Source organism: Arthrobacter sp. 9AX, from assembly GCF_902506095.1.
Classification (GTDB): domain Bacteria; phylum Actinomycetota; class Actinomycetes; order Actinomycetales; family Micrococcaceae; genus Arthrobacter.
This window is the reverse complement of the sequence record NZ_LR733293.1, coordinates 447,568-472,607: the sequence shown is the minus strand read 5'-3', so window position 1 is coordinate 472,607 and position 25,040 is coordinate 447,568. Positions and strand designations below refer to the sequence as shown.

The 25,040-nt window shown below is 66.6% G+C and carries 27 protein-coding genes; 8 read left to right on the top strand and 19 right to left on the bottom strand.

The window, feature by feature from the left end; genetic code table 11:
* Positions 1-3 precede the first annotated feature (3 nt).
* Complete coding sequence (gene pgm, locus BACI348_RS02165) at positions 4-1,668, top strand: phosphoglucomutase (alpha-D-glucose-1,6-bisphosphate-dependent) (protein ID WP_159823743.1); 1,665 nt, start codon at positions 4-6, stop codon at positions 1,666-1,668.
* A 14-nt stretch (positions 1,669-1,682) separates the two neighbouring features.
* On the opposite strand, the gene BACI348_RS02160 is transcribed toward pgm, so the two are convergent.
* The gene (locus BACI348_RS02160) at positions 1,683-2,207 is read right to left on the bottom strand and encodes a 2'-5' RNA ligase family protein (RefSeq protein WP_201298478.1); all 525 of its coding nucleotides are present in this window, start codon (positions 2,205-2,207) and stop codon (positions 1,683-1,685) included.
* Between the two features lie 137 nt (positions 2,208-2,344).
* Positions 2,345-2,950, bottom strand: a complete 606-nt coding sequence (locus tag BACI348_RS02155) for a malonic semialdehyde reductase (protein WP_159823741.1) — start codon at positions 2,948-2,950, stop codon at positions 2,345-2,347.
* A 222-nt stretch (positions 2,951-3,172) separates the two neighbouring features.
* Here BACI348_RS02155 and BACI348_RS02150 point away from each other — a divergent pair, with 222 nt between their 5' ends.
* Entirely contained in the window at positions 3,173-4,525 is a 1,353-nt protein-coding gene (locus BACI348_RS02150; RefSeq protein WP_159823740.1) for a uracil-xanthine permease family protein, read from the top strand.
* 5 nt (positions 4,526-4,530) lie between these two features.
* Here BACI348_RS02150 and BACI348_RS02145 read toward each other — a convergent pair whose 3' ends face one another.
* The 5 genes from BACI348_RS02145 to BACI348_RS02125 all read right to left on the bottom strand — a co-directional run bounded on the left by BACI348_RS02145 (position 4,531) and on the right by BACI348_RS02125 (position 8,798).
* Entirely contained in the window at positions 4,531-5,394 is an 864-nt protein-coding gene (locus BACI348_RS02145) for an SGNH/GDSL hydrolase family protein (RefSeq protein WP_159823739.1), read from the bottom strand.
* Positions 5,391-6,266: a GAF domain-containing protein gene (locus BACI348_RS02140; protein WP_159823738.1), complete on the bottom strand. Its 876-nt coding sequence runs from the start codon at positions 6,264-6,266 to the stop codon at positions 5,391-5,393. The genes BACI348_RS02145 and BACI348_RS02140 overlap by 4 nt, the downstream gene beginning before the upstream one ends.
* A gap of 104 nt (positions 6,267-6,370) precedes the next feature.
* Positions 6,371-7,204 carry a glycosyltransferase family 2 protein gene (locus BACI348_RS02135; RefSeq protein WP_236557364.1) on the bottom strand — a complete coding sequence of 278 codons (834 nt, stop codon included), beginning with the start codon at positions 7,202-7,204 and terminating at the stop codon, positions 6,371-6,373.
* 244 nt (positions 7,205-7,448) lie between these two features.
* Positions 7,449-7,823, bottom strand: a complete 375-nt coding sequence (locus BACI348_RS02130) for a hypothetical protein (protein WP_159823737.1) — start codon at positions 7,821-7,823, stop codon at positions 7,449-7,451.
* A gap of 75 nt (positions 7,824-7,898) precedes the next feature.
* A complete protein-coding gene (locus tag BACI348_RS02125; protein WP_159823736.1) occupies positions 7,899-8,798 on the bottom strand; it encodes an SDR family oxidoreductase in 900 nt (299 codons plus the stop codon).
* A 205-nt stretch (positions 8,799-9,003) separates the two neighbouring features.
* On the opposite strand from BACI348_RS02125, the gene BACI348_RS02120 reads away from it, so the two are divergent.
* Together BACI348_RS02120 and BACI348_RS02115 are read left to right on the top strand one after the other, a co-directional pair.
* The gene (locus tag BACI348_RS02120; RefSeq protein WP_159823735.1) at positions 9,004-9,501 is read left to right on the top strand and encodes a DUF6328 family protein; all 498 of its coding nucleotides are present in this window, start codon (positions 9,004-9,006) and stop codon (positions 9,499-9,501) included.
* A 63-nt stretch (positions 9,502-9,564) separates the two neighbouring features.
* A complete protein-coding gene (locus BACI348_RS02115) occupies positions 9,565-9,903 on the top strand; it encodes a LuxR family transcriptional regulator (protein WP_159823734.1) in 339 nt (112 codons plus the stop codon).
* Here the strand turns inward: BACI348_RS02115 and BACI348_RS02110 are convergent, their stop codons facing one another.
* The 5 genes from BACI348_RS02110 to BACI348_RS02090 form a co-directional block, all read right to left on the bottom strand.
* Entirely contained in the window at positions 9,904-11,028 is a 1,125-nt protein-coding gene (locus tag BACI348_RS02110; protein WP_159823733.1) for a glycerate kinase, read from the bottom strand. It abuts the gene before it with no gap.
* 108 nt (positions 11,029-11,136) lie between these two features.
* The gene (locus BACI348_RS02105; RefSeq protein ID WP_159823732.1) at positions 11,137-11,946 is read right to left on the bottom strand and encodes an SDR family oxidoreductase; all 810 of its coding nucleotides are present in this window, start codon (positions 11,944-11,946) and stop codon (positions 11,137-11,139) included.
* A gap of 37 nt (positions 11,947-11,983) precedes the next feature.
* On the bottom strand, positions 11,984-12,403 hold the full coding sequence (locus BACI348_RS02100) for a hypothetical protein (RefSeq protein WP_159823731.1): 420 nt from the start codon (positions 12,401-12,403) through the stop codon (positions 11,984-11,986).
* A 95-nt stretch (positions 12,404-12,498) separates the two neighbouring features.
* Positions 12,499-12,948, bottom strand: coding sequence for a hypothetical protein (locus tag BACI348_RS02095; protein ID WP_201298359.1), 450 nt, complete (start codon positions 12,946-12,948; stop codon positions 12,499-12,501).
* Positions 12,949-13,070: 122 nt separating this feature from the next.
* Positions 13,071-13,844: a class I SAM-dependent methyltransferase gene (locus BACI348_RS02090; RefSeq protein ID WP_159829707.1), complete on the bottom strand. Its 774-nt coding sequence runs from the start codon at positions 13,842-13,844 to the stop codon at positions 13,071-13,073.
* A 223-nt stretch (positions 13,845-14,067) separates the two neighbouring features.
* On the opposite strand from BACI348_RS02090, the gene BACI348_RS02085 reads away from it, so the two are divergent.
* From BACI348_RS02085 to BACI348_RS02075, 3 genes are all read left to right on the top strand, one after another.
* Complete coding sequence (locus BACI348_RS02085; RefSeq protein WP_159823730.1) at positions 14,068-15,717, top strand: sensor histidine kinase; 1,650 nt, start codon at positions 14,068-14,070, stop codon at positions 15,715-15,717.
* 19 nt (positions 15,718-15,736) lie between these two features.
* Entirely contained in the window at positions 15,737-17,269 is a 1,533-nt protein-coding gene (locus BACI348_RS02080; protein WP_159823729.1) for a putative bifunctional diguanylate cyclase/phosphodiesterase, read from the top strand.
* A 173-nt stretch (positions 17,270-17,442) separates the two neighbouring features.
* Complete coding sequence (locus BACI348_RS02075; protein WP_159823728.1) at positions 17,443-18,507, top strand: EAL domain-containing protein; 1,065 nt, start codon at positions 17,443-17,445, stop codon at positions 18,505-18,507.
* A gap of 32 nt (positions 18,508-18,539) precedes the next feature.
* Here BACI348_RS02075 and BACI348_RS02070 read toward each other — a convergent pair whose 3' ends face one another.
* Positions 18,540-18,743, bottom strand: a complete 204-nt coding sequence (locus BACI348_RS02070; protein WP_159823727.1) for a DUF6480 family protein — start codon at positions 18,741-18,743, stop codon at positions 18,540-18,542.
* Between the two features lie 140 nt (positions 18,744-18,883).
* On the opposite strand from BACI348_RS02070, the gene BACI348_RS02065 reads away from it, so the two are divergent.
* Positions 18,884-19,315, top strand: coding sequence for a hypothetical protein (locus BACI348_RS02065; protein ID WP_159823726.1), 432 nt, complete (start codon positions 18,884-18,886; stop codon positions 19,313-19,315).
* 81 nt (positions 19,316-19,396) lie between these two features.
* On the opposite strand, the gene BACI348_RS02060 is transcribed toward BACI348_RS02065, so the two are convergent.
* From BACI348_RS02060 to BACI348_RS02035, 6 genes are all read right to left on the bottom strand, one after another.
* Positions 19,397-20,209 (bottom strand): glycerophosphodiester phosphodiesterase family protein, encoded by an 813-nt coding sequence (locus BACI348_RS02060; protein ID WP_236557360.1) that lies wholly within the window; start codon positions 20,207-20,209, stop codon positions 19,397-19,399.
* A gap of 47 nt (positions 20,210-20,256) precedes the next feature.
* Positions 20,257-20,505 carry a hypothetical protein gene (locus tag BACI348_RS02055; RefSeq protein WP_159823725.1) on the bottom strand — a complete coding sequence of 83 codons (249 nt, stop codon included), beginning with the start codon at positions 20,503-20,505 and terminating at the stop codon, positions 20,257-20,259.
* Positions 20,506-20,601: 96 nt separating this feature from the next.
* Positions 20,602-21,420, bottom strand: a complete 819-nt coding sequence (locus BACI348_RS02050; protein ID WP_201298476.1) for an HAD family hydrolase — start codon at positions 21,418-21,420, stop codon at positions 20,602-20,604.
* A 9-nt stretch (positions 21,421-21,429) separates the two neighbouring features.
* On the bottom strand, positions 21,430-22,239 hold the full coding sequence (locus tag BACI348_RS02045; protein WP_159823723.1) for an IclR family transcriptional regulator: 810 nt from the start codon (positions 22,237-22,239) through the stop codon (positions 21,430-21,432).
* A gap of 88 nt (positions 22,240-22,327) precedes the next feature.
* The gene (locus BACI348_RS02040) at positions 22,328-23,581 is read right to left on the bottom strand and encodes an aminopeptidase P family protein (protein WP_159823722.1); all 1,254 of its coding nucleotides are present in this window, start codon (positions 23,579-23,581) and stop codon (positions 22,328-22,330) included.
* A 56-nt stretch (positions 23,582-23,637) separates the two neighbouring features.
* Positions 23,638-24,993: an MFS transporter gene (locus BACI348_RS02035; protein WP_159823721.1), complete on the bottom strand. Its 1,356-nt coding sequence runs from the start codon at positions 24,991-24,993 to the stop codon at positions 23,638-23,640.
* Positions 24,994-25,040: the final 47 nt, after the last annotated feature.

Sequence of the window (25,040 nt, the reverse complement as noted above, 5' to 3'; positions counted from 1 at the left end):
GCCATGGCTAGCCGCGCGGGCACAGTTGCCCAACCCCAGGACCTTGTTGACATCACTGCGCTTCTTGACGCGTATTACGACATCACGCCGGATCTGGGTGATCCCGGCCAGCGCGTGGTGTTCGGCACGTCCGGGCACCGCGGTTCAAGCCTGAAAGGGTCGTTCAACGAGAAACACATTGTCGCAATCACCCAGGCGATTGTGGAGTACCGGGCGGCGCAGGGCGTCACAGGTCCGCTGTTCCTGGCCAAGGACACCCACGCCCTGAGCGAGCCGGCACAGAACTCCGCGCTCGAGGTGCTCGCCGCCAACGGCGTCCAAGTGCTCATTGATGCCCGCCACGGCTACACCCCCACCCCGGCCTTGAGCCACGCGATCCTCACCTACAACCGGAACGCCGCCGCCGGCGCACCGCAGGCGGACGGCATCGTGGTCACCCCCAGCCACAACCCGCCTGCTGACGGCGGCTTCAAGTACAACCCCCCGCACGGCGGCCCGGCGGACTCGGACGCCACCGGCTGGATCGCCAACCGTGCCAACGAACTGCTTGAGAACGGCCTCCGCGGCGTCAAGCGCATCTCCGTGGCTGACGCACTGGCAGCGGACACCACCGGCAAGTTCGACTTCCTCAGCAGCTACGTGGACGACCTCCCCTCGGTTTTGAACCTGGACGCCATCCGTGAAGCCGGCGTCCGGATCGGGGCAGACCCCATGGGCGGGGCTTCGGTTGATTACTGGGGCGAGATCGGCGAGCGCCACCAGCTGAACCTCACCGTGGTCAACCCCACCGTGGACCCGCAGTGGGCCTTTATGACCCTGGACTGGGACGAGAAGATCCGGATGGACTGCTCTTCCCCCGCCGCCATGGCCTCGCTGATCCAGCGCATGTCTGACGCGGCATCTTCCGGCCAGCCGGCGTTCGACGTTGCCACGGGCAACGATGCCGACGCCGACCGCCACGGCATCGTCACCCCCGATGCCGGGCTGATGAACCCGAACCACTACCTCGCCGTCGCCATCGACTACCTGTACCGCAACCGCAGCGGCTGGAACCCCGCGTCCGTGGTGGGCAAGACCCTGGTGTCCTCCTCCATCATCGACCGGGTCGCGCAGAGCCTGGGCCGCAAGCTGGTGGAGGTCCCGGTGGGCTTCAAGTGGTTCGTGCCGGGCCTGCTCTCCGGCGAGGGCGCATTCGGCGGCGAGGAATCGGCCGGCGCCTCCTTTAACAAGTTGGACGGCAGCGTCTGGACCACGGACAAGGACGGCATCCTGCTTGCCCTGCTCGCCTCGGAGATCACCGCAGTGACCGGCAAGTCCCCGTCACAGCTCTACAAGGGCCTGACGGACCAGTTCGGCGCCCCTGTTTACGCCCGCATTGACGCCGCTGCCACGCGCGAGCAGAAGGCCAAACTGGGCAAGCTTTCCGCTGCAGACGTAACGGCTACCTCCCTGGCCGGAGAAGAGATCACCGCCAAGCTGACGGAGGCGCCCGGTAACGGAGCGCCCATCGGCGGCTTGAAGGTGGTAACCGAGAACGCCTGGTTCGCGGCCCGCCCGTCCGGCACCGAGGACGTCTACAAGATCTACGCCGAGTCCTTCAACGGCGAGGAGCACCTCAAGCAGGTCCAGGCCGAAGCCAAGGCCCTCGTGGACAGCGTCATCGCCTAGGGCCTTTTGCGCCTTTAGTTCCGGCTCCAGAGCCGGAGGACGCGCCGGACGGTACGGTCACCGTCCGGCGCCATGTCCACCAGTGCGATCCGGTCAAGCACGACGGCGTTGCCCGGGTTCAGCCGCTTGTCACCGTGGTGTGAGACGTGGGGCCGGTAACCGGACAGGGTGTGCGCGGGCGTCAGTATTTTGCCGCCCAGGCTGCCCACGGCTCCGACCAACTGCCCGTGCAGGTTTTGCAGGTCCGGCTGCGGCTCGATGAGGCTCACGGGCACCGAGGCATTCCGGCCAAACCCGGCATCGCTGCCCACCGTGAGCCTGGCGCCGAGGGCTGCCTCCGCGTGCGGCGCGGCCAGGGCTGCCACCTGCTCGGTGACGGCGTCGGACGCACTCCCGGACAGCGCCGGCCGGGCGTCGGCACCCGCCGGAGTGCCGACGTCGAACCTCACCAGCGTGATGTGCAGCGGCCAGTCCGTGCGCGGGAACACCGCACCTTCGGACACGGGCTCCACAAAAGCAACCAGGATGAGTTTCCGCATGGGCATAGCCCCAGTTTCCCACCGCCCCCGACGCTCTCTCACTTAATGCCGGTAAAACGCCGACGCTCTCTCACGGATGAGAGAGCGTCGGCGGAAAAGGCGCATCAAGTGAGAGAGCGTTCCGGCAGGCCCGGGGGTTAGACGGTGCGGACGACGTCCTCGTAGGAGAACTTCGGCTTGGCGGCTCCCCAGGCGTCCTCGGCGGGCTGGCCGATGTTGACCACCAGGAAGCTCTTCTGGTCACCCGCGGGGAAGAACGCGGCGTCGATCGCCGCGAAGTCCGCGCCGGTCATGGGGCCGGCAGCGAAGCCGAGCGACCGGACGGCCAGGATGAAGTAGCCGGCCTGCAGGTGGGCGTTGTTGTTGCCCGTGGCGGCGGCCAGTTCGGGGCTGGCGTCGTACATGGCCTTGGGGGCGTTGTAGCCGGGGAGGAAGTTGTCCCACTGTCCGGCCCAGTCGGTGTCGTAGCTGAGGATGGCCACGAGCGGGGCGGACGCGGTCTTCGCCTTGTTGCCGTTGGAGAGGGCGTCAACGAGCGTGGCGCGGGCCTCGTCCGAGCGGACGTAGGTGACCCGCAGCGGCTGGGAGTTGAAGGCGGTGGGGCCATACTTGGTCAGCTCATAGATGGCCTGCGCCTGCTCGTCAGTCACCTCGCCGGTGAAGGAGTTGGCGGTGCGGGCCTGGGCGAAGATGGCGTCGACAGCGGCGGAATCGATAACCGCTTCTTCGTGGGCAATGGTCATTGGCTTACCTTTCGCTGCGCCTCCCCGTTTGCTTGGGGGATGGCCTCGTTGCTTTCCATACTTGCAACTTCAAGTGCAGGACTCCTCTTCCCGTGACGGTGCGTGACGTTACCCACAGGGGTGTCCAACAACAACCGGGGGGTCTGCGGCGAAAGCTTGGCGGTATTCTGGTGCCAGTTGATCTTCGCCCTTCGCGGCACCCCCTTTGAAAGGCCTCCGCCCATGAGCATGCTCGGAACCAAATGGAAGCTGCACGGCACCGGCAAGTCCATCAAACCGGGCCATGTGGTGGCCCCCGATGAGCGTCTCGCCTGGCCGCTGACCATCGGCGTAGGCATGCAGCACGTGGTGGCCATGTTCGGCGCCACCTTCCTGGTGCCCATCATCACCGGCATGCCACCGGCCACCACCTTGTTCTTCTCGGGCATCGGCACCCTGCTTTTCCTGCTCATCACCAAGGGCCGCGTTCCCAGCTACCTGGGCTCAAGCTTCGCGTTCATCGCGCCTATCATGGCGTCCCAGCAGCAGTTCGGCGTCCCCGGGGCGTTGGGTGGCGTGGTGCTCGCCGGTGCGGCCCTGGCGCTGGTGGGCGCCATTGTGCAGAGGTTCGGCGCCGGCTGGATCAACCGGCTGATGCCGCCCATCGTCACCGGCGCCATCGTGGCGCTCATCGGCCTCAACCTCGCCCCTGCCGCGAAGAACAATTTCGACGCCGCCCCGGTCACTGCCGTGATCACGCTGGCAACCATCATCCTGGTCAGCGTCCTGTTCCGCGGCATCCTGGGCCGCCTCAGCATCCTGGTGGGTGTGGTGGTTGGCTACCTCGTGGCGATGCTCCGCGGTGAAGTGAGCTACGACAAGATGGACGCCGCCGCCTGGGTGGGTCTGCCCCAGTTCCAGACTCCCGAATTCCACCTCGGCGTCCTGGGCCTGTTTGTCCCCGTGGTGCTGGTCCTGGTGGCCGAGAACATCGGCCACGTGAAGTCAGTAGCCGCCATGACGGGCCAGAACCTGGACGGCGTATCCGGACGCGCGCTGATGGCCGACGGGGCCGCCACGGTCCTGGCCGGTTTCGGCGGCGGTTCCGGCACCACCACCTACGCGGAGAACATCGGCGTGATGGCCGCCACGAAGGTCTATTCGACGGCGGCCTACTGGGTGGCGGGCATCTTCGCCATCCTCTTGAGCTTCTCCCCCAAATTCGGTGAGCTGATCGCCACCGTCCCGCCGGGTGTGCTGGGCGGCGCAGCCACGATGCTCTACGGCATGATCGGCATCCTGGGTGTGAAGATCTGGGTACAGAACAAGGTGAACTTCTCCAACCCCGTGAACCTGACCACCGCCGCTGTTGCCCTGATCATCGGCATCGCGGACTACACGTGGACCATCGGCGAGCTCAAGTTCACGGGCATCGCCCTGGGTTCGGCCGCGGCGCTGGTGATCTACCACGGCATGAAGGCCATCGCGAAGGCCCGTGGAACCGTGGCCGAGCCCGAAACCGAACAGGCCGGGCTGCCGCCTGCCGTCAAGGCCGCCATGAATGCTGCCGCGAAGCGGGGACCCAAAAAGCGCTAGTACCGCTAGGCAACGTCGTGTGAGTCCGCGACGCCGGGGTCCAGGCCCCCGCGGCCGAGGCCAAAGACCGGGCCAGGCAGCGGGCGCTTGGGCACCAGGGTTTCCCCGGCCTGGGGCCGCAGCCTCCGCAGGACCCACGGGACGAAGTACTGCCTCGCCCAAATCAGGTCCTCCGCCCTGGCCTGGGTCCAGCCGTGCGACGGAACGGGCCTGGGCTGCAGGGGTTTGAGCGCGTGCGGCACGGCAAGCGCGTCGAGGGTGGCCACCGCAACGACGTGGTGCCCCAGCGGTGACAGGTGAAGGCGGTCCCGGTCCCACATGCGGGCGTCATGGAGCGCAGGAAGGCACCACAGGTCCACCATGACCGACTGATAGTGCCTCCCAATGGTGTGGAGGTGTTCGTTGAAAATGGCCAGCTTCCCCCGGGTCTGGCCCAGGACCGGTGTGTTGCCCCAGTCCGGCGCGGCGAACAACATCACGGTGGCCCCGGTCTCAGCCAACTGGCAAACGGCTTTGTCCATCCGCTCAGCCAGTTTGTCCGGATCTCCGCGGTGGAACACGATGTCGTTCCCGCCGCCGGACATCGCGATCAGGTCGGGATTCAGCTCAAGCGCCGGCGCGAGCTGCCCGTCGATAATCTCATGGAGCACCATGCCCCGGACCGCCAGGTTCGCGTAGGCGAAGTCATGCTGGCCCGCGGCGAGTTCCTCCGCCGCACGGTCGGCCCAGCCGCGGAGCCCGCCGATGCTGCGTGGTTCCGGGTCGCCGATTCCCTCCGTGTAGGAATCGCCAAGGGCTACGAAGCGGTGCCACGGGTGCCGCTCCCCCGGGGGACGTCCATGCCGGGTCTCATGCTGTTCGGTGGTCATGCCGGCCGTCCTTTCGCTTTCGTGGAGGTACCGGTTTTCCGGGCAGCGACCGCCACGGGCGGTTGATCCATGTCCGCCGGAGCCACCAGGCGGAAGTCCTCGACGTCGTTGGCTGCTTCCCGCCGCGCACCGGGAGCGTGCCGGCCGCCAGCCTCCCTGCCTGTCCCTGGAACCACAACATTCAGGGCCGCGTCACGAAGGTCCAGTTCGTGGTGGGAGGCCTCGCGCTGCAGGAACCGCAGTGCACCCTCCCGGCTCAGCCCGTACTCGTCCATCAGGCTCCGCACCGCGAGGTCCACCAGCACCAGCGAGCTTTGCGCGACGGCGATGCCCGCCGTCGCCTCCGCACGTTCGGCCACCCGGACCACCACACGCAGCGCGCGCGCCACCTGGCGGGCGTAAGTTTGGGCCCGGAGAAGATCGTCACTGGTGAACGTGTGGGGCGAGGCGGCGTAGAGGTTGATGGCAGCGCTGGTCAGGCCCTCGGAGACGATGGGCACGGACAGCAAGGCCTGCACTCCGTGGCCGGCGGCAGCGCTTGCGTACCCGGGCCAGCGCCGGTCCCGGCTGACGTCCGACAGCAGCACGAACTCCCCGGTCCGGACGGCCTCAATGACCGGCCCGTCAGCGAAGGAACATTGTTCCCTGTCCGCTTCGCGTGCCTGGTCGCTGCTGGCCGCGAGGGTGCGCGCCTTGCCCAGCCGGAAGAGGGTTGCCGCCCAGCCGATGCCGCGGTCTTCCCCTGCTATGCCCCGCATGAACTCATGGGTGACTTCCCAGAGGTAGTTTTCAACGTCCGTACTGTCGAAAACCGGCTCCGGTGGAAGGGGAAGCGGTCCCCAGCCAACCTGCCCCGAGGGTTCAGCGGCCATGTTCCACGCCTTGGTTGTAGCGCCGTCGGCCTACTGCAAAACCTCGTCCTCCCAGAATACGTCGCCCGGCCCCACCGGCGGGAGGGGGCAGCGGACTTCGCTGCTCAGTCGACGGCGGCGCTGGGGCCTGCGTGCCCCGTCGAAGGTTCACCCAGGACGACGTCGTAGGCCTCCACCCGCCGTTCCGTCACCGTGGTGGGGGACTCCAGATGAACGGCCCCCGAGGGCAGGATGCCCGCGGCTCCGTGCCTCTCCATGACCTGCCACTGGGCGACGACGTCCTCCCCCGCGTGTTCCACGGGGAGGTTGGGCCAGAAGCTGAAGCCGCCTGCACCGTTCAGGGCTTCCCGCCGGTAGAGCACGCAACCGCCGAGCCACGCCACCCGGTAGGGCAGCCACTCCCCCGGTCCCAGGGAAAGATCGGCGCTGAGGTGGCTGAGGTTGGCGGCGTTGTGCAGCGGCCAGCGTTCAAATTCGGGAGCGCCGGGGCGGATGCGTTCCGCCTGGACAGGCCCGTTCCAGGCCTCAAACCCCGCAGTTTGTTCCGGCCGCCTGTCGTCCAAATAGGACAAGCCCTGCGGCGCCATCCCCACGAAACCGCAGCCCAGTTCATCAAGCGCCCGGCTGAGCCGCTCCAGGGCGCCCGGTTCCAGCCACACGTCGTCGTCAAGGAAGAGGCATTTCGCTGCTGTGGACTGGTCCAGCAGGAACTGGCGATGCTCGGCGAGGCCGCGCCGCGGAAGGTGCTGCAGCAGCGTGACGGGCCGGCCCTGGGCTTCCAGGACCCGCACCATGGCCGCGGCTGCCGGGTGCTCCCAGGCGGGGGAACCGGCGGACTGGTCGCTCACCACCACCCTGAAGGCAGGGTCGGCTTGGCCTGCGAGGCCGGCCAGCGTTACCGCCAGCTCGGCCGGCCTGTCGCATGTGGGAACCAGCACGTCCACTGCCACCTGGTCCGGTATCCCGCCACGACTGGCCCACTGTTCTGACGACCTCCTGCTCACAGCCCACCTCCGGGCGCCTGCCACGGCCTAGTTAGTGAATGGGTTCGTCGTGTCCTGTACCCACAACGGAACGCATCTATGCGGGCACCGCAAAGGCCTCCGCACACTGCATCCTTGGGCAGCAGGCGGAGGCCTTCAGCGGCAGGCGGCGCGGGGCTCAAGCAGCCCGGCCGCCCTGTCAGCCGGCGTCGAAATTTTCCCCGCCGTCGTCGTTCGGTGATTTCTCCCGGGGCAGGTCGTCGCCGCTGCCGTCCGGAATTCCTGCCGCTTCCTGCCCGGACTCGGAGGACACGGGAGCGGAACCTTTGGAGTCATCGTTTGACTCGTCGATCTCAGCTGCGCTGGAGGGCAGGTCCACGTCCCGGGGCACGGGATCGCCGCCGGCACCGGGCTGGGGCTCGTTGGTGTCCACGCCGCCGGCTCCGGCTGTGGCAGTGCCGCCGGATGCGGCGTTTGCCGGGCCCTGGTCTCCACCCAATTCCTGCTCGGCGGTGGGTGTGCCGTACCCGCCCGGATCGCTCTCCGGCTGGGCGTGCTGGTTTTCCTGCGTCATGGTTCCTCCTGCTGTGCGTTGGATGAATGGTGCGTTGGTGGGCTTCGGATGAAGCCGGGCGGGGAAGGCGGCCGGTCAGAGCCCCTTTCCGCCGGTTACGGGCAGTACGGCCCCGGAGATGTAGGACCCGTCCTCCGAGGCAAGCAGGACATAGGCCGCGGCAAGTTCGGCAGGCTGGCCCGCCCGCTCCAGCGGCGTGTCCTGGCCGAACTTGGGAAGCTTGTCCGGCCATTCGGTGGCCGGGATCAGGGGCGTCCAGATTGGCCCGGGGGCCACGGCATTGACCCGGATTCCCTGGGGGCCAAGTTCCTGTGCCAGCGCCTTGGTGAATGCCACCTGTGCCGCCTTTGTCATGGCGTAGTCGATCAAACCCGGCGAGGGGTTGAAAGCCTGGATGGATGCCGTGGTGATGATCGAGGCGCCCGGCTTCAGATAGGGCACAGCGGCCCGGGCGGTCCACAGCAGCGAGTAGAGGTTGGTCTTGAAGACCCGGTCGAACTCCTCTGTCGGCAGCGACTCCAGGCTCTCACGGTTCTTTTGGTAGGCGGCGTTCAGCACCACCACGTCCAGGCGGCCGAATTCTGCCGCGGTCTCGTCAGCGATCCGGGTGCTGAATTCCTCTTCGCGCCCGTCACCGGCAAAAAGGAGGACCCGCTGGCCCGCCTTCCGGATCCAGTCGGCCGTGTCCTGGGCGTCTTCCTCCTCCTCGGGAAGGTAGGAGATGGCCACGTCGGCTCCTTCGCGGGCAAACGCGATGGCTGCCGCCTTGCCGATGCCCGAATCCCCACCAGTGATGAGGGCGGCCTTGCCCTGCAGTTTTCCGTGTCCCTCGTAGCTAAGCTCCCCGTGGTCCGGCTTGGGCTCCATGGGCGCCGTCAGGCCCGGCTGCTTCTGCTCCTGCTCGGGGAATGGGCCCGCGTGGTAACCGCCCCGCGGATCCTTTGGCTGGTCTGTCTGCTTGTCCGTCCCGCTCATAGTCCGCCTACTCACTGTGTCGGTTTTCGAAGGGCTCCTGCACCGGCCCTTCGAAGCTATCCCGGCCGGAGGAGCAAAGTCCACCGTTCGGGGCGAATAATCAGTAAACTTATCAAATGGTGGCCAAGGCGCAACACCGCCCTTGTTTGTGGGTAGCTAAGGAGTAGAAAGGACCCAGGGTTTGGTTGGGCTGGAGGGAGAGGCAATGTCTGACGTGGAGGACTACACAGGCCGGACGGGCAGGAACGAAACCCGCGAGGAACAGCTGGACCGCAACTGGGCGGAACTGCTGCAGGAACTGCGGGTACTCCAGACCGGCGTGCAGATCCTCGCCGGATTCCTGCTGACCCTCCCCTTCCAGTCCCGCTTTGACGATCTTGACGGCTTCCAGGTGGGCCTGTACCTGGTCAACGTGGTGATCGCAGCCCTGACCACCGCCCTCATCCTCTTACCCGTCAGCGTGCACCGGAGGCTGTTCCGCAAGCGGCTCAAGGAGACCCTGGTCTCCAGCGCGGATTTCATCACCAAGATCGCCCTGGCCGGCATCGGCCTGCTCAGCGCCGGTACGGCCGCCCTGGTCTTCGATGTGACAGCTGGCCGGTCAGCGGGACTCACGGCAGGAGGCGTACTCCTTGCCGTGTTGGTGGTCCTGCTGGTCTACGTCCCCCTGCACCTGAACAGGCGCGCCGCCGCCGGACGGTAACCCCCGGGAACCCGGCTTCAGAACCCACCCATTTTGACGTTTCCACTACGACAGGAGAACCCGATGCGGACCCTTTTCAGAACAGCCGTGCTTGCCCTGCTGCTCCTTGCCGCGCCCGCCCTTTCAGTTGCTGCCGCCCAGGCCGCCCCGGTGGAACCGGCAACGGGCGCCCACGGAAGCACGGCTCTCTCCGGAGGGGGCCCGGCGCCATTGGCGGCGTCGCCCACACCGTCCCCGGGCGATACCGCTTCCACCGGTCCCGCCAATCCGGGCACGGGCGAATCATCGCAAAACGAGTCCACCCGGCTGGACTACACCCCCTGGGTCATTGGCGCGGTGGTCCTGGCGACCCTGATCGTGATCCTGATCTGGCGCCGCCGGCGCAACACCACCATCGTTTAGCTAGGCGCCCTCAAGTACCTGGCTTGTTGCCCAGGCCAGGTACTTGGCGGCGTTGGCTACGGCATCTTCCGGACTGGGGGCAACGTCCAGCAGCTGGGCGGCGGCCACTACGCCGTGCCCGGCAAGGTCTTCAGGGGTCACCAGGATCCGGCCTGCCAGCACAATTACCGGAATGCCGCGCTCCCGCGCAGCGTCGGCGAGCGCAATGGGGGCTTTTCCGGTGAGCGACTGGCTGTCCATGGAGCCTTCGCCGGTAATAACCAGGTCCGCCTCGGAAAGCTGGTCCGCCAGCCCGGTCAGCCCTGCAACGAGCGCGAAGCCGCCTTCGAGCGCGGCGTCAGTATAGGCAAGGAACGACGCCGGGAAGCCGCCGGCGGCGCCCGCCCCTTCGACGTTGACCTCACGGCCCGTGACTTCCCGCAGGAGCGAGGCCCAATTGCGCAGGCCCGCGTCGAGCAGCTCCACGGCCGCCTCATCCGCGCCCTTCTGCGGGGAGAAAACGTGCGCGGCACCCAGCGTTCCGTACAGCGGGTTCCGAACGTCCACGGCAATGCGGAAAGTGGCGGCGGCAAGCCGGGGGTCCAGCGCCGAGGCGTCCAGTGCCACAACGTCCGCGAGCGATCCGCCGCCCAGCGGCACCACGTTTCCGGCCGCATCCAGCGGCTTCAGACCCAGGGCGCGCAGGGCGCCGCTGCCGCCGTCGGTCATTGCCGACCCGCCCAGCCCCAGCACGATCTCGGTGGCACCAGCCTCCAAGGCGGCCGCGATCAGCTGTCCGCAGCCGTAGCTGTGGGCGCGGAGCGCGTTGGCGGGGGTCGGCTCCATGTCGGCAAGGCCGGAGGCCTGGGCGGTTTCAATCACCGCGGTGACCTTGCCGCCGTCGGCCTTCCTGATGGCCCACGCGGCACCGACAGGGGCCAGGATGGGGCCCACTACGGCGTTGATGCGCTCCTCGTAACCGGCCGCCACAGCCGCTTCCAGCGTGCCCTCACCGCCGTCGGCAATGGGAAACTGCGTGGCGACGGCGTCCGGGTAGACGCGCAGGGCGCCCTCGGCGATGGCGGCGGCGGCTTCAGCGGCCGTCAGGGAACCCTTGAACTTATCCGGAGCAATAAGAATGCGCATGGGCTCCATCATGCCAGCAGCCGGCGGGAAAGCGCTTGCCCAATCCGTTATGCGGACAAGGTCCCAGCGCCGCGGCCCTTCAGAGCCATAAGAGCCGGAACAGGCGCGCTACCCCTGCCGCCACTCATGGCCGGTAATGTGCGAACCACCTTGCGGCCCCATCTGCAGCATGCCGCCGTCAACCGCCCAGGAGGCTCCGGTGACGTAGCTTGAGGCGGGGGAAGCGAGGAAGGCGATTACCGCGGCAACCTCCCTGGCGTCACCCGGCCGGCCCAGCGGAACACCCGGCCTGTCCTTGGTAGTGGGATCCTCATCCTCCTGCCCCGTCATGGGGGTGGCAATTTCGCCCGGCGCCACGCTGTTGGCGGTGATGCCATGCTCTGCAAGTTCCAGCGCGAGCGTTTTCATCAGGCCACCCAGCCCGTGTTTGGAGGCGTCGTAGGCGGATGATCCAACCCGCGGCTGGAATTCATGGACGCTGGTGACCGCCACCAGCCGCCCTCCCCTGCCGGCGTGGACCATGCGCCGGGCGGCGGCCTGCAGGCAGACGAACGCCCCGTTGAGGTTGGTGTCCAGTGTCTGCATCCAGGTTTCGACATCCAGGTTCAGGAATTTGGTCCCGTCGCCAGTGCCGGCATTGTTCACAAAGACGTCCACTCCGCCAAGCTCTTCCGCCAGCTCGTCGATGACAGCGCCGGCGCCGTGGAGGTCGGTGGTATCCAGTTTTCGGACCACCGCCCTGCGCCCCAGGCCGCGGATTTCTTCCGCCGTTGCTTCGGCACCCTCCTTGTCCAAGTGCCAGGTGACCCCCACGTCCATGCCCGCCCCGGCCAACGCAACTGCCGTGGCTTTGCCGATTCCCGAGTCCGATCCGGTGACGATGGCAGTGCTGGGGCTAAAGCCGGCGGTGTCCTTCACTGTGGCTCCTTTGTTCATAAGGCGTGGGGGCTTGTGGTCAGGCTGGGCGGCGGAGTTCCGACGGCGGCGGATAGTCGCCGTCGTTCGCTTCGGGGAGGCTCTCCCGTACTGCCATCAGCGGCACGGCGAAGGTGACCACGGGCCGGGGATGGGAGTCATCAGCGGACCTGACGGTCAGGCTCCTGGTCCCCGGCGGCACCGACGGGGTGAAGACCTGCAGGTTCCGGGACCCGAGGTTCGCGGACCTGAGCCGCGAATATTCGGTGCCGAAATGGTCCTGGAGGATGATGGCGGGTTCGGGTTCGCCGTCGGCGGCCAACTGGATGTTGACCACCAGGCCGGTCGACCAGATTTCCACGCTCAGCACGGTGAAGGCCGTGGAGTCCGTAACATGCCGGCCGTAGGTGGGCGGCAGCAGCATCCCCAGCAGGGTGCCGGAAGGAATAAGTTCGCGCATGGTAGTTCCTGTAGGTTATGCGCCTGCCGACGACGGGACGGCGCCGGCGGTGGTCCGGTGCTGGTCTTGCGGGTGTACGGCAGGACGGATGCGGCTTAGGCGTCTTCCCGGCCGGGATTTTCCAGCCGGAAGAAATTCGATTGTTGGCCGTCGCTGCGCTGTTCCTGGTAGATGAAGTTCAGCTGGCGGGAGTCGAAGGTTTCAAACCATTCGTCCCAGCTGATGTGGCGAAGCTTGTCGTTTTCCCCGCCGAAGTCGATGCGGAGGACACCAAGGTGGTCACCGTGCTCGGTGCCTTCCACCGTGGCCGGAACGCCGCTGCGTTCTTCCGCCCACCGCCGGATGACTTCATGGTGCGTGGTGACCAGACTGCGGCCCTCGCGCTCCGGTTCGTCCTCCGTTGACGTGACCTCCTGTGAATACTGGAGGGATTTCGACGATTCCGGCCCGGTCCGCACCTTCCCGCCATCGGGTCCTGCGCCCAGGTCTTCATCGTCCCGGCCCGCGTCGGCTTCGCGGGTTTTACTGCCTTTATCCTGTGCCATGATGGCCATCCTTTCCCCTGCAGCTAATTAGTAAGTTTACTTACAAATTAGCCTCCCGATCGGTCTCTCTGTCAAGGGGGACGGGTCGGATGCAGAGTGTACCTCCGCGGCGGTATCCGGTGCTAGGGCCGGGGCCGCAGGACAGCGTAGTAACCGGGCACCAGGCTTTGTTCGGCCACGTCGGTCATCGGATTCGTCTCGATGGCCACCGCACCGTCCTCCAGCAGTTCCCAGGTCTCCTCCGGAAGGACGGCAGAGCGCTCGGCAGGACCAAAATGGCCCGGCATGGGCAGTTCGCGGATGGCCCGTTCGAGGGGACCCGGGATGCCCTTGGTGGTGGCGCCCAGATGTGAAACGTAGTCCACGGGGTTGCCCTGGAAGTTGGTCTCGGCCAGGAAGACCGTGCCGCGGCTGCCGGCCAACACCCGGAGGTTCTCCACCAGAGCTGCCTGGTCTGCAGGACTGAGCACATGGAGCACACCGCGGATGAACACGTTGGCGCCGCGCTCATCCGCCAGGCCCAGGGCGGCGTCCGGCGCCGTCATGTCCCGGACCTCGAAGCGGACGCGGCCTGCCGGACCGTCCGCCGTTTCCAGCTCGGCGCGTGCCCGGCTTACCGCATGGGCCGACACGTCCACGCCAACCACCTCACGGAAAATACCAGCCAACGCCCGGGTGAAACTGCCATGCCCGCAACCCGCGTCGACCACGGGAAGATCGTGATCCAGGTGGCGCAGCAGCACGTCCCGGTAACCCAGGAACTCGTGGTCCCGGCCCGAATCCCACAAAACCTCGCCGCCTGCGCCCGTGGCCGTGATGCCGGCCCAGTACTTGTCCCACGCCAGGGGCCTGTCCTTGGGCGCAGAACGCGACAGCCTGGCAAGCTTGGGGATCATCAGGTACTTCCGCCACGTGGAGCGCACCGATTTTGCTGGGGAGGACACGCAACCAATATATGCCGCCGCAGCGATGCCGGCGGCATAGGGAGTCCTTTGCGGTGCGCCGCCTGTACGCAACGGTCATTCTCCGTCACGCTGGTGCGATGTGCCGCTTCCCGGGATCATCCGGGGCACGCCGCCCTACAATGTAGTCAACTGGGATCGAAGGGGGGGGGGCATTGTGGCGTCTGATTTGCCGTGGGACCCGTCTGTGCCGCATACCGCCTATGTGGCGGATCCCGACGACGGGCGGCTGGCTGTAAATGCGCAGGCACTGCGCAGTGCCGGCTACGAGGTCCGCACCGCAACCGACGCGGACAGCCTCGCCCGTCTGCTGTGCGCCGCCGAACCGTCGGTCATCGTGGTGGACGCGTCCCTGTCCTCCCTTGAAGCAGAGGCGCCCGTCCTGGTGATGGTGGACCTCGACAGCCCCGCCGAGCTGGCAGCAATGCAACCTCCCGGCGTCCACGACTGCATCGCCAAACCCCCGCCGCCCAGGGAACTGGTGCACCGCGCCACATCCCTCATCAGCCAGGTGGCGCGCAGGAACGCGACCCGGCAGGAGGCCGAGGCGCTCCGTGAACAGCTCCGGCTGGTATCGGCCGCCGTGCGTGGCACCAACGATCCCCAGGAAATCGCCAACCACGTTGTGGCCGGTTTCGGGCAGACCTTCAAGGCGGACCACGTCCGGCTCACCACTTTTGAGGATGAGCGCGTTCCCCCGATCACCGCCACATGGACCAGGGCCGGGCTTGAGCCACTCGCCGACCTGCTGCTTCCGGAGGAGGAATCGGCGCGGCAGACGGCAGACAAGCTGTGGGCCGGGGCCGAAACACTTTCCTCGGAGGGGACCGAGGAGGATGGGCGCCCCGGCGCATCGGAGGATGCGGAGCGGATGGGCCCGGCAGCCTCCCTGTTGGCAGTGCCGATGGGCGAGGGAAGTTCGTCGCTGGGCATCATCTGGATTGTTTTGCTCGACCAGCCCCGGCAATGGTCCCGCGCCGAGCTGGGCCTGATCCAGCATGTGGCGGGCAACGCTGCCCATGGTCTGATCCAGAGCCACCTGATCAGCAGCCAGCAGCAGGTGGTCAAGCAGCTCCAGCAGCTCGACAAGGCGAAAACCGATTTCCTCGCCACCGTCAACCACGAGCTGAGGACCCCGCTGACGTCCATCATGGCGTACCTGGACATGATCCAGGAGAGCACCGAACAGCCGGTTTCCCCCGAGGTCCACCAGATGCTGGATATTGTGGTCCGCAACACGGAGCGGCTCCGGATGCTGATCGAGGACATGCTGAGCGTGTCCCGCAACGGCCTCGAGGACAACCTGATGCATCTCACGCCGGTGCGCCTCGGCCACACGCTGGACCTGGTGGCCGGCGCCCTACGGCCCCTGGCACAGCTGCAGAACGTCACCATCGCGGTGGACCCCGCTCCCGAGGACCCGGAAATCCTGGCCGATGAGGTGCAACTGCAGCAGGTCTTCACTAACCTGGTGTCCAACGCCATCAAGTTCACCCCCAGCGGTGGCCGGATTGAGGTTGGCAGCGAGTCGCATGCGGCGGCGGACGGCACCCGGTGGGCAACCATCAGCGTCGCGGACAACGGCATCGGCATCTCCAGTGAAGAAATCGACCACGTCTTCACCCGCTTCTACCGGGCATCCAATGCCATGTCCGGCGCCATTCCCGGAACCGGGCTGGGGCTGGCCATCACCAAGGACATTGTGGCCCGCCACGGCGGCCGCATCGACGTGGCCTCCACGCTGGGGGCCGGCACCACCGTCACGGTGAGCCTTCCGCTGGACGCCGACCGCAGCCGGGCCAACTGAGCACGGGAGGTAGGAATCGATGTTTGCCGACAACGACCCCCGGCTTTCCCAACTGCTCGAAGGCATTGTCCGGCTGGCCTCGGGGGACCTCAGCTCGCGGATAGAAGTATCGGAAGCCCGCGATGAGCTGGATGCCATCATCATGGGCACCAACCTGCTCGCCGAGGACCTGCAGATCATCTATGAGGAGCTCGAACAGCGGGTTCAGGTGCGCACCCAGCTTCTCCACGAAGCACACCTGGAAATGCAGAAGATGGCCATGCAGGATCCCCTGACCGGCCTTGCCAACCGTTCCGCCCTCATCGAGGCCCTGCGGTCCGCCCTCGAGGACGACGATGCGGACGAGGGCCCGGTCATCCTGCTGATGGACCTCGACGCCTTCAAATCCATCAACGACAGCCTGGGCCACACCGCCGGTGACAAGGTGCTCATCACCGTGGGTGAACGGATCCGCGAGGCAGTTCGCAGTTCCGACGTCGTGGCCCGCCTGGGCGGCGACGAGTTCGCGATCGTCATGCCGGCCGTCTCGGCGGACCACGCCGCCGTGGTGGGGCACCGCATCCTGGCCTCGCTGAACGAACCGATTGAGCTGCCGGGCCGGAGCGTACGCTGCGGTGCCAGCGTCGGGCTCAGCGTGGGCGGCACGGGCCAGACTCCCGAGGACATGCTGATGGAGGCCGACGTCGCCATGTATGCCTCCAAGGCGGAAGGGCAGAACCGGCTGCACCGGTTCGAACCCGGCCTTTTGCTGGTCCGCAGGCTCCGCAGCCAGCTGGTGGAGGACCTCCGCGCCGCCATCAAGACCGACGGACTGACACTGCATTACCAGCCCGTGGTGGAGCTCGGTTCCGGTCGGATAGAAGGCGTGGAGGCGCTGGTCCGCTGGAACCACCCCGCACGGGGAATTATCATGCCCGACGAATTCATTCCGCTGGCCGAAGAAGCCGGGCTGATCTCTGAACTGGGGCTGTGGGTGCTGCGCACGGCAGTCCACCAGCTGCGGAAATGGATCGACGGGCAGTTCGTGGACTCCCGGTTCTCCGTGCGCATCAATATCTCCGCCACGGACCTCCAAAGCCTGCAGTTCATCGAGGATGTGCGCAACGTCCTCAAGGAAACCGGCGTAAGGCCGGAACAGGTGGTGCTGGAACTGACGGAAGTGGCCATCGTCAAGGGCAACGAACTGGACCGTTATTCACTGGGCGGGCTGCGCGGCCTGGGCGTCGGAATCGAGATCGACGATTTCGGCACCGGCTATTCGTCCATCAGCTATCTCCGCCGGCTGCCGGTGGACCGGGTGAAGGTGGACCGCTCGCTGATCAACGGGCTGGGCACCGATCCCAGCCAGCCGGCGCTGGTGGCGGCCGTCCTCCAGCTCATCCGGGCGTGCGGCCTGGAGGCCGTGTGGGAGGGCGTGGAGACCGCTGAACAGGCCGCTATCCTCCAGGGCCTGGGCTGCCTGAGCGCCCAGGGCTACTACTTCAGCAGGCCGGTTCCGCCGGAGCAGGTTCCCGGGCTGTTGGGAGCCCAGCCGGAAAACGCCAACCAGTAAGGCGAAAACTACTGCACTTTTGCCCACCCCGATATACGATCATCGTGCTGGGTCTGTTTTCCGTCGCCGTGATATTTGCGGCTTCACCAGCAGCATTGGACTTTAAGAAGCGGTTGGAAATTGAACATCAAAGGGCCACAGGGTCATTACTTCGTCAACTGGGGGCGTAGCTAATGTCGGTTCGTGTACAGGCATGGGGAATCATCGCCGCTGTTTTGGCGGACCCGGATCCGTCCGGGGCGGCCGTCCGGCAACGCCTCAGCAAGAGCCTCGATGAGAATCCCGGCGTGCCCGAGCGGGCTTTGCTGGAGTATCTCCTGGAGACCCGACGCAGCGATGCCAATACCGTTGAAACGCTGGACAGTGCCAGGAAACTGCGCCTGGAGCCCAGCGCCATCCCGCCGCAGCTCGCGGAACGGATCGACGCCATCCGCAGCATGTCGCGCATCAGCGCGCTGCTTGAGAGCCAAATGCTGATGACGGCCTTCCAGCCCATTTACGGGCTGTCCGACGAGAACGTGGTGGGCGTTGAGGCGTTGTCACGCTTTGTCAGCGACGACGGCGCGGCCGCGGAACTGTGGTTCGCGGAAGCGGCCGCCGTGGGCCTGGGCGCCAACCTGGAGTTCTCCGCGCTGGGATCCGCCGCCGCCGCGGCCCGTGACCTGCCTGAAAACCTGTACGTTACGCTGAACATTTCGCCCACGTCATGCCTGGACCCGCGGCTGCCGGAACTGTTCGAGCACATCGACCTTCCCATCAACCGGGTGGTGCTCGAACTGACGGAATCAGTGAGCGACGAGGAATACCCGCAGTTCATTGCCGCCATCAACCCGCTGCGGGACCGCGGCCTGCGCATCGCCGTGGACGACACCCACTCCGGTGCCGGCGCGCTGAGCCGGATGGTGCACCTGCGCCCGGACTTCCTGAAGGTGGGCCGCAACGTCATCGCCGATGTGGACAACGACGGCATCCAGCGCGCCCTTGCCAGCTGCCTGGTGGACTTCGCGGAGCAGATCGGCACCACACTGATCGCGGAGGGCATTGAAACGGTTGGCGAACTGAGGGTCCTCACCGAGCTGGGCATCAGCGCCGGCCAGGGCTACCTCCTTGGCCGGCCATCCGTCCGGCCCCAGGACTGGGCCAGCTGGAACACTGACCTGGATATGGACGGCCTGAAGCGCCAGCTCGTCGGCCCGGAACAGGGAACCCACGTTTCACCGCCCAACCAGGCGCGCTGAGCCGAGGGACCGGCGCCGGCTGACCGGGGGGCTTATTCGTCGTGGCCCTGGTCCCCGCTCATCTGGTCCTCCGCAGGCGGAGTCTCACCGGGAGGCACTCCCCCTCCGGGCTCCAGCCCTGTGATGTTGCCTTCAGCGGGATCGGGATTGGCTGAACCGGCCGAGTCCCTGCCGGGCTGGTCCTTGCCCGGCCGGTCAGGGTTGGCGGGGTCGTTTTCCGGATGATAGCTGCTCACAGTGCGTATCCTTCCTGCCTGGCCGTGGCCTGCTGCCACGGCTCTGGACTAATTGTAAGCATGCTGATAATTCTGGGAGGGTAATGTTCCGGTCGTCCACTGGGGGCATCCGGAACGCAACGTCGAAAAGGAGCAGTCACATGGGTATCGGCGACAGCATCGGCAAGGCAGCAGAGAACGCCATGGAGGACCTCGCGGGGACAAGCGACCCCACGGAGAAACTGGATGTTCCTGAACCTTCGGACCCCAACAGCGACGTCGAAGTCCACTCCTCCCTCAGTGAGGGGTCCAATGCCATGGAAGCCGAGAAGCAGAAGGCTCCCGGGCTGAAGGCCGGCGCGGCGCCGGGACCGGTGTCGGAATCTCCCCTTGGCGGGGACGCGGACAACTCAGGCCGGTCGAACGACGACGGCGGGCCGGCCGGGAGCGCGGCAACAACTTCCGGCAGCACCACCGGCGCGCCGCGGGACGTTCCGGGTCCCGGCGGACTTCCGGACAGCGACCCTGATGAACTGCGGGCCGATCCCACCGAAGGCGACCAGGACCCCTCCACCAGCACCGGCCGCGGCTAGCGAAAACAGGCTAAACGGAAACAGGCTAACGGGACCGGGCCAACGGGACCAGGCGGACCAGAACAGGCTGGCCAGGAACGGTCAGGCGGGTGGCCCGGAAGGCCACTCGCCCCGGTCCCGCAGCACGTCCCGGAGCAGGTCCGCGCGGTCGGTGACGAGGCCGTCCACGCCGAGGTCCAGCAGGCGGCGCATCTCCGCCGGCTCGTTGATGGTCCAGACGTGGACCACCAGTCCCATAGCGTGGGCGCGCCGGACAAACCCGGGTGTGACCACTTCGATCCCGCCCCTGCGTGCGGGGACCTGAAGGGCCTGCACGTCGTGCAGGACCCGGCGCATGGTCCAGCGGAAGAGAGGTCCGGGCAACACGCGCCCCAGCACCGTGAACAAGGCCACCGGGACAACGCCGGCCGACGACGCCACCGGACTGCTCAGCAGCTTCAGCACCGCCCGCCGGCGTCGGTCCGAGAAGCTGGTCACCAGCACCCGGTGGTGTGCCTGGTGGCGTTCGATGGCGGCGGCGAGGCTGCGGACGGACTTCCAGTCCTTGACATCCACGTTGAGCCGGACGCCGGGCAGCCCGGTCACCAGGTCGTCAAAGGTGGGGACCGGCTCACGGCCGCCGATCTGCGCCCGGGCGACGTCCCCTGCCGTCAGGTCCGCGATCCGGCCGGCGCCGTCAGTCACCCGGTCCAGGGTCCGGTCGTGGAAAACGAGCACCACGCCGTCCGCGGTGGTGTGAACGTCAGTTTCCAGGTACTGGTAGCCGAGTTCGACGGCGGCGCGGAACGCGGCCATGGAGTTCTCCAGCCCTTCCCGCGAAAATCCGCGGTGGGCCATGGCCACCGGCGGCTGCAACCGGGCATCCCCGGAGTGGGTGAAGAACGGCAGGCTCACCCTGCGAGCGTACCCGAGCCACAGGCAAACAAGAACGTAAGCGGCAGTCAGTCCGCTTCCGGAATAATCTCCACGCCGTCGCTGCAGTGCAGCAGCGTACGCCCGCGGCCGCCGTCGAGGTTCACCCATACCGCAGAGTGGTCCCCGGTGATCGCGTCCACCGTGCCGCCGGTTTCAAACCCGGGCGTGAGGACCACCCGGACGCGGTCGCCCTGCCGCAGTTGCTTCCAGTGCGGAGCAGGCGTTGCCCTGCGCAGCGGCGCATCAACAGCGCCGTGTTTTACGTTTCGTGCCATCGTTACCCCTTGAGCCATAAAGGGGAGGTGTCGCCCCCTGCCTCCACGCTAGGGAACAAAGGTGAACGCAAGGTGAGCGCGCGCTGTGAAACAAGCTCAGGGAAGTTGGACACCCAGCGACGCCAGCCGTGCCTCCAGGACCTGGGCCACGCCGTCGTCGTCAAAATGCGGTGCCTGCTGACCCGCGGCAATGATCGCCTCGGGGTGGCCGCTGGCCATCGCATAGCCGTGGCCGGCCCAGCGGAGCATCTCGATATCGTTCGGCATGTCGCCGAAGGCCACCACATCGGCGGCGTCGATGCCCAGCGAGGACGCATATTCGGCCAGCGTCACCGCCTTGTTGACGCCGGGCAGGCACAGTTCCAGCATCGCCACGCCCGGCGAGGAGTGCGTCACGGCGGCGAGATGCCCGACGGCGGGCCGCACCTCCGCGAGAAAGTCGTCCGGGGTGCCCTCCCGGACAATAGCCAGGAACTTCACCACTGAATCATCTGTGGCGAGGGTCTCGGCGAGCGGCGCCGGGGTGAATTCGCTGAGCAGTTCGCTGGATTCGTTTTCGATGAAGCCGGGTTCCAGGTGGAAGCCGGTCAGCGTCTCCGCGGCGAACAGGGCGGCCGGGCGGAGATCCTTGATGATGCGCCGGACCTCCAGGACGGTGTTGATGGCCAGGGTGCGGGCGGACACCAGCTGCCCGGTTTCGAGGTCCCAGACCACCGCGCCGTTGGAACAGATGACGGTGCCGGTATGGCCCAGCTGTTCCTCCAGGGGGTGCAGCCAGCGGGGTGGCCGGCCGGTGACGAAAACGAGTTCGACGCCGGCGTCACGGCAGGCGTGGAAGGCGCGGACGGTGCGGTCACTGATTTTTCCATCGTGCCCAAGGATCGTTCCGTCTATATCGCTCGCTACCAACCGCATCATGCAAGTCTACGTGGCGGGCCCGCGGACCCTTCCGCCGAGCCGGGCCGTGACTTTGGCGGCAGCGGCAGCGCAGGCTTCGCCGAGCGCCTGCAGGCGGTCCTGTGAAACCCGGAACCGCGGCGCCGGGATCAGGACTGCTGCCACCACTTCGCCGCGGTGGTCATGGACAGGTGCCGCAAGCCCCACCTCGTCGATGGAGGTTTCGCCGTAGTTGATGGCCCAGCCTCGGCGGGCGTCGTCTTTCAGCCGGACCAGGTAGGCGTCCAGGCCGGGCTCATCCAGGCCGGGGTGGGTGATGGCGCCGCTGCTGAGGAGGGAACGGACACGGGGCTCGGGTTCCTGGGCAAGGAACACCTGCACCGAAGCGCTGAGGGCATCGTTGTAGCGGGCGCCCAGCGGGGTGGTGTGCTTGATCTGGTGCCGGCTGGCGATTTGTTCAACGCAGATTGACTCGTCACCGCTCCACACCATCAGGGCGCTGGTTTCGCCAGTCTGTTCGGACAGTTCACGCAGCACGGGGTAGGCCACGCGGCGTTCCTCCAGCTCTGCCAGCAGGGGGCCTGCCACGGCTATCAGCCCGAGTCCCAGCCGGAACCGGCGGGTTTCGGCGTCCCGCTCCACCAAGTGCTCCTGTTCAAAGGTGGCCAGGATCCTGGAGACGGTGCTTTTGTGCAGGCCTACACGGTTGGCGATCTCGGTAACCCCGAGGAGCGGCTCATCCGCCGTGAAGGTCCGGAGAACCGCGATGGCGTTGACGATGACGGAGGCGCCCTTGGTGTCGCCGTTGCCCGTGGTCTCGGATTCTGTTGAGCTCATGATGTAAACCATCATTCCCTAAGCGAGGCCGGAAGCGGCGCCAGTTGAGGGCTGGCGCCGCTTCCGGGCGGGACGGGGTTGAGGGCTCTTAGGCTCCGATGATGTTGTACTCGGGGCCGAACGGGAACTTGGTAATGTTTTCCGCGCCGTCTTCGCCCACCACCAGAATGTCGTGTTCGCGGTAGCCGCCCGCGCCCGGCTGGCCGTCGAGGACGGTGATCATTGGCTCCATGGAAACCACCATGCCCGGCTCCAGCACGGTGTCGATGTCCTCGCGCAGTTCCAGCCCGGCTTCGCGGCCGTAGTAGTGGCTGAGGACGCCGAAGGAGTGCCCGTAACCGAAGGTCCGGTTGGCCAGCAGGCCGTGGCTCACGTAGATCCCGTTCAGCTCAGCGGCGATGTCCTTGCAGACGGCCCCCGGCTTGATCAGTTCCAGGCCTCGCTTGTGGACCTCCACGTTGATGTTCCACAGCTCCAGGGAGCGGGCGTCCGGTTCGCCGTAGAACAGGGTGCGCTCCAATGCCGTGTAGTAGCCGGACGTCATGGGGAAGCAGTTCAGGGACAGGATGTCGTGTTCCTGGATCTTGCGGGTGGTGGCCCAGTTGTGTGCGCCGTCGGTGTTGATGCCGGACTGGAACCACACCCAGGTATCACGGATCTCGGAGTCGGGGAACGTCCGGGCGATTTCGTGGACCATGGCCTCGGTGCCGATCAGTGCCACTTCGTATTCGGTGATCCCGGCCGTGATGGCGTTGCGGATGGCCTCGCCGCCGAGGTCGCCGATGCGGGCGCCGTGCTTGATGACGTCAATTTCCTCGGCTGACTTGATCATCCGCTGGCGCATGGCGGCCTGTGCGACGTCCACCAGGGTGGCGGACGGGAACGCTGCCTGGATCTTGTTGCGGTTGTCCAGCGGCAGGGAATCGTCTTCGACGCCGAGCCGGCGGACGTTGATGCCGCGGGTGCGGAGCACCTCCTGGATGGCGAAGATGTAGTTGTCCCGGCGCCAGTCGGTGTAGACGATGTTGTCGCCGAAACTGCGGCGCCACGGCATGCCGGCGTCGATGTTGGCAGTGACGGTCACGGTGTCGTCCTGGGTGACCACCATGCCGTAGGAGCGGCCGAAGGTGGTGTAGAGGAAGTCGGAGTAGTACTTGATCGAGTGGTAGCTGGTGAGGACGACGGCGTCCAGTTCCTTCTCTGCCATGATGCGGCGGAGTCCCGCGACCCGGCGTTCAAACTCGGCGTCCGAGAAAGTGAGGCTGACCTTTTCGCCGTTCTTCAGGATTTTGGTGCGCTCGAGTTCGGTGACGGACGTTGCGTTCTCGGTGGTGATGGTCATCGCAGGGATGCCTTTCTGTTGGGTGCGTTTCTTGGGTGGGGTTGGTCTGGGGGAAGCTATTCGTGGCGCAGCGGTTCCCGGCAGGTTTCCCTGGACAGGGCCACAGCCACCAGGGAAACCAGGGAAGCGGCCACGAGGTACCAGGCCGGCGCCAGGTCATTGGCCGTGGCGGCGATCAGGAGGGTTGCCATAAAGGGGGCGGTGCCGCCGAACAGGGCATTGGAGAGGTTGAAGCTGACGGCGAAGCCGCTGTAGCGGACCCGGGTGGGGAACATCTCCGCCAGGAAACTGGGGAGCGTGCCGTCGTTGAGGGTGAGCATGGCCCCCAGCAGGATCTGGACCAGGACCACCACCAGGAAGTTGCCTGTTCCGAGCAGGGCGAACGCCGGCACGGTCAGCAGGATGAAGCTGATGGATGCTGCGAGCAGGACCTTCTTGCGGCCGTACCGGTCCGAGAGCATCCCGGTCAGGAAGATGAAGCCGATGTACGTCACCAGTGCCACGGTGGTGGCCAGGAACGATTCGGTGGCGCCCAGCCCCAGTTCGGAGGACAGGTACGTGGGCATGTAGCTGAGGATCACGTAGAAGCCGACGGCGTTGAGCAGCACTGCCCCGACGGCCTGGAGCAGCTGCCGCCAGTGGTTCTTGAAGAGGCTGGAGACGGGCGCCGCGGCAGCGTGGTCCCCGGCCTCCAGTTCCCGGAACACCGGGGTGTCTTCGAGTTTTGTGCGGATGTAGCGGCCGATAAGGCCCATGGGGGCGGCCAGCAGGAAGGGCAGCCGCCAGCCCCAGCTGTGCATTGCCTCTGGACTGAGCAGGGTGGTCAGCAGGCCGGCGAGCAGTGATCCAAGGAGCAGTCCTGCCGCCGTGCTGGCGGGAACGACGGCCGCATAGAGGCCGCGCCGGTTGGCGGGGGCGTACTCCACCAGGAACGCGGATGCGCCCGCATATTCGCCGGAGGCGGAGAAGCCCTGGACCACCCTGATGACCAGGAGCAGGACGGGTGCCCAGAGCCCGATCGCGTCGTATCCCGGGATCAGGGCAATGCAGAACGTGGCCCCGGACATGATCAGGATGGACAGCGAGAGGGCGGTTCGCCGGCCCACCCGGTCTCCGATATGCCCCCACACAAAGCCGCCAAGCGGGCGTACCAGGAACGAGATCGCAAACAGGGCGAACGTCAGGAGGAGCCCGGCCTGCGGATCGGAGTCGGGGAAAAAGACTGCCGCGATGGTGACAGCCAGGTAGCCGTACACGGCGTAGTCGAACCATTCGACAAAGTTTCCAATGAAGCTGGCCGCGATAACGCGGCGGCGCGTTTCCTTACTGACGGCGTTGTCAGCGAAAGGGCCTGCGCCGGACTCCGCAGCCAGCGACTGACTGTCCGGCACCGAGGAAGTTTCGTTACTCATGTCTCCACCAAAATTGTTGGGGTTGCATTCAGCGCAACGCTGTTGCA

Excerpts from the sequence above, each read along its gene's own strand:
- BACI348_RS02040 (WP_159823722.1), bottom strand. The coding sequence starts at position 23,581 with ATGACCATCACCACCGAGAACGCAACGTCCGTCACCGAACTCGAGCGC.
- BACI348_RS02145 (WP_159823739.1), bottom strand. The coding sequence starts at position 5,394 with ATGACCACCGAACAGCATGAGACCCGGCATGGACGTCCCCCGGGGGAG.
- BACI348_RS02115 (WP_159823734.1), top strand. The coding sequence starts at position 9,565 with ATGCGGACCCTTTTCAGAACAGCCGTGCTTGCCCTGCTGCTCCTTGCC.
- BACI348_RS02120 (WP_159823735.1), top strand. The coding sequence starts at position 9,004 with ATGTCTGACGTGGAGGACTACACAGGCCGGACGGGCAGGAACGAAACC.
- BACI348_RS02125 (WP_159823736.1), bottom strand. The coding sequence starts at position 8,798 with ATGAGCGGGACGGACAAGCAGACAGACCAGCCAAAGGATCCGCGGGGC.
- BACI348_RS02140 (WP_159823738.1), bottom strand. The coding sequence starts at position 6,266 with ATGGCCGCTGAACCCTCGGGGCAGGTTGGCTGGGGACCGCTTCCCCTT.
- BACI348_RS02110 (WP_159823733.1), bottom strand. The coding sequence starts at position 11,028 with ATGCGCATTCTTATTGCTCCGGATAAGTTCAAGGGTTCCCTGACGGCC.
- BACI348_RS02035 (WP_159823721.1), bottom strand. The coding sequence starts at position 24,993 with ATGAGTAACGAAACTTCCTCGGTGCCGGACAGTCAGTCGCTGGCTGCG.
- BACI348_RS02045 (WP_159823723.1), bottom strand. The coding sequence starts at position 22,239 with ATGAGCTCAACAGAATCCGAGACCACGGGCAACGGCGACACCAAGGGC.
- BACI348_RS02160 (WP_201298478.1), bottom strand. The coding sequence starts at position 2,207 with ATGCGGAAACTCATCCTGGTTGCTTTTGTGGAGCCCGTGTCCGAAGGT.
- BACI348_RS02065 (WP_159823726.1), top strand. The coding sequence starts at position 18,884 with ATGGGTATCGGCGACAGCATCGGCAAGGCAGCAGAGAACGCCATGGAG.
- BACI348_RS02100 (WP_159823731.1), bottom strand. The coding sequence starts at position 12,403 with ATGCGCGAACTTATTCCTTCCGGCACCCTGCTGGGGATGCTGCTGCCG.
- BACI348_RS02150 (WP_159823740.1), top strand. The coding sequence starts at position 3,173 with ATGAGCATGCTCGGAACCAAATGGAAGCTGCACGGCACCGGCAAGTCC.
- BACI348_RS02095 (WP_201298359.1), bottom strand. The coding sequence starts at position 12,948 with ATGGCACAGGATAAAGGCAGTAAAACCCGCGAAGCCGACGCGGGCCGG.
- BACI348_RS02075 (WP_159823728.1), top strand. The coding sequence starts at position 17,443 with ATGTCGGTTCGTGTACAGGCATGGGGAATCATCGCCGCTGTTTTGGCG.
- BACI348_RS02130 (WP_159823737.1), bottom strand. The coding sequence starts at position 7,823 with ATGACGCAGGAAAACCAGCACGCCCAGCCGGAGAGCGATCCGGGCGGG.
- BACI348_RS02080 (WP_159823729.1), top strand. The coding sequence starts at position 15,737 with ATGTTTGCCGACAACGACCCCCGGCTTTCCCAACTGCTCGAAGGCATT.
- BACI348_RS02155 (WP_159823741.1), bottom strand. The coding sequence starts at position 2,950 with ATGACCATTGCCCACGAAGAAGCGGTTATCGATTCCGCCGCTGTCGAC.
- BACI348_RS02050 (WP_201298476.1), bottom strand. The coding sequence starts at position 21,420 with ATGCGGTTGGTAGCGAGCGATATAGACGGAACGATCCTTGGGCACGAT.
- BACI348_RS02055 (WP_159823725.1), bottom strand. The coding sequence starts at position 20,505 with ATGGCACGAAACGTAAAACACGGCGCTGTTGATGCGCCGCTGCGCAGG.
- pgm (WP_159823743.1), top strand. The coding sequence starts at position 4 with ATGGCTAGCCGCGCGGGCACAGTTGCCCAACCCCAGGACCTTGTTGAC.
- BACI348_RS02090 (WP_159829707.1), bottom strand. The coding sequence starts at position 13,844 with ATGATCCCCAAGCTTGCCAGGCTGTCGCGTTCTGCGCCCAAGGACAGG.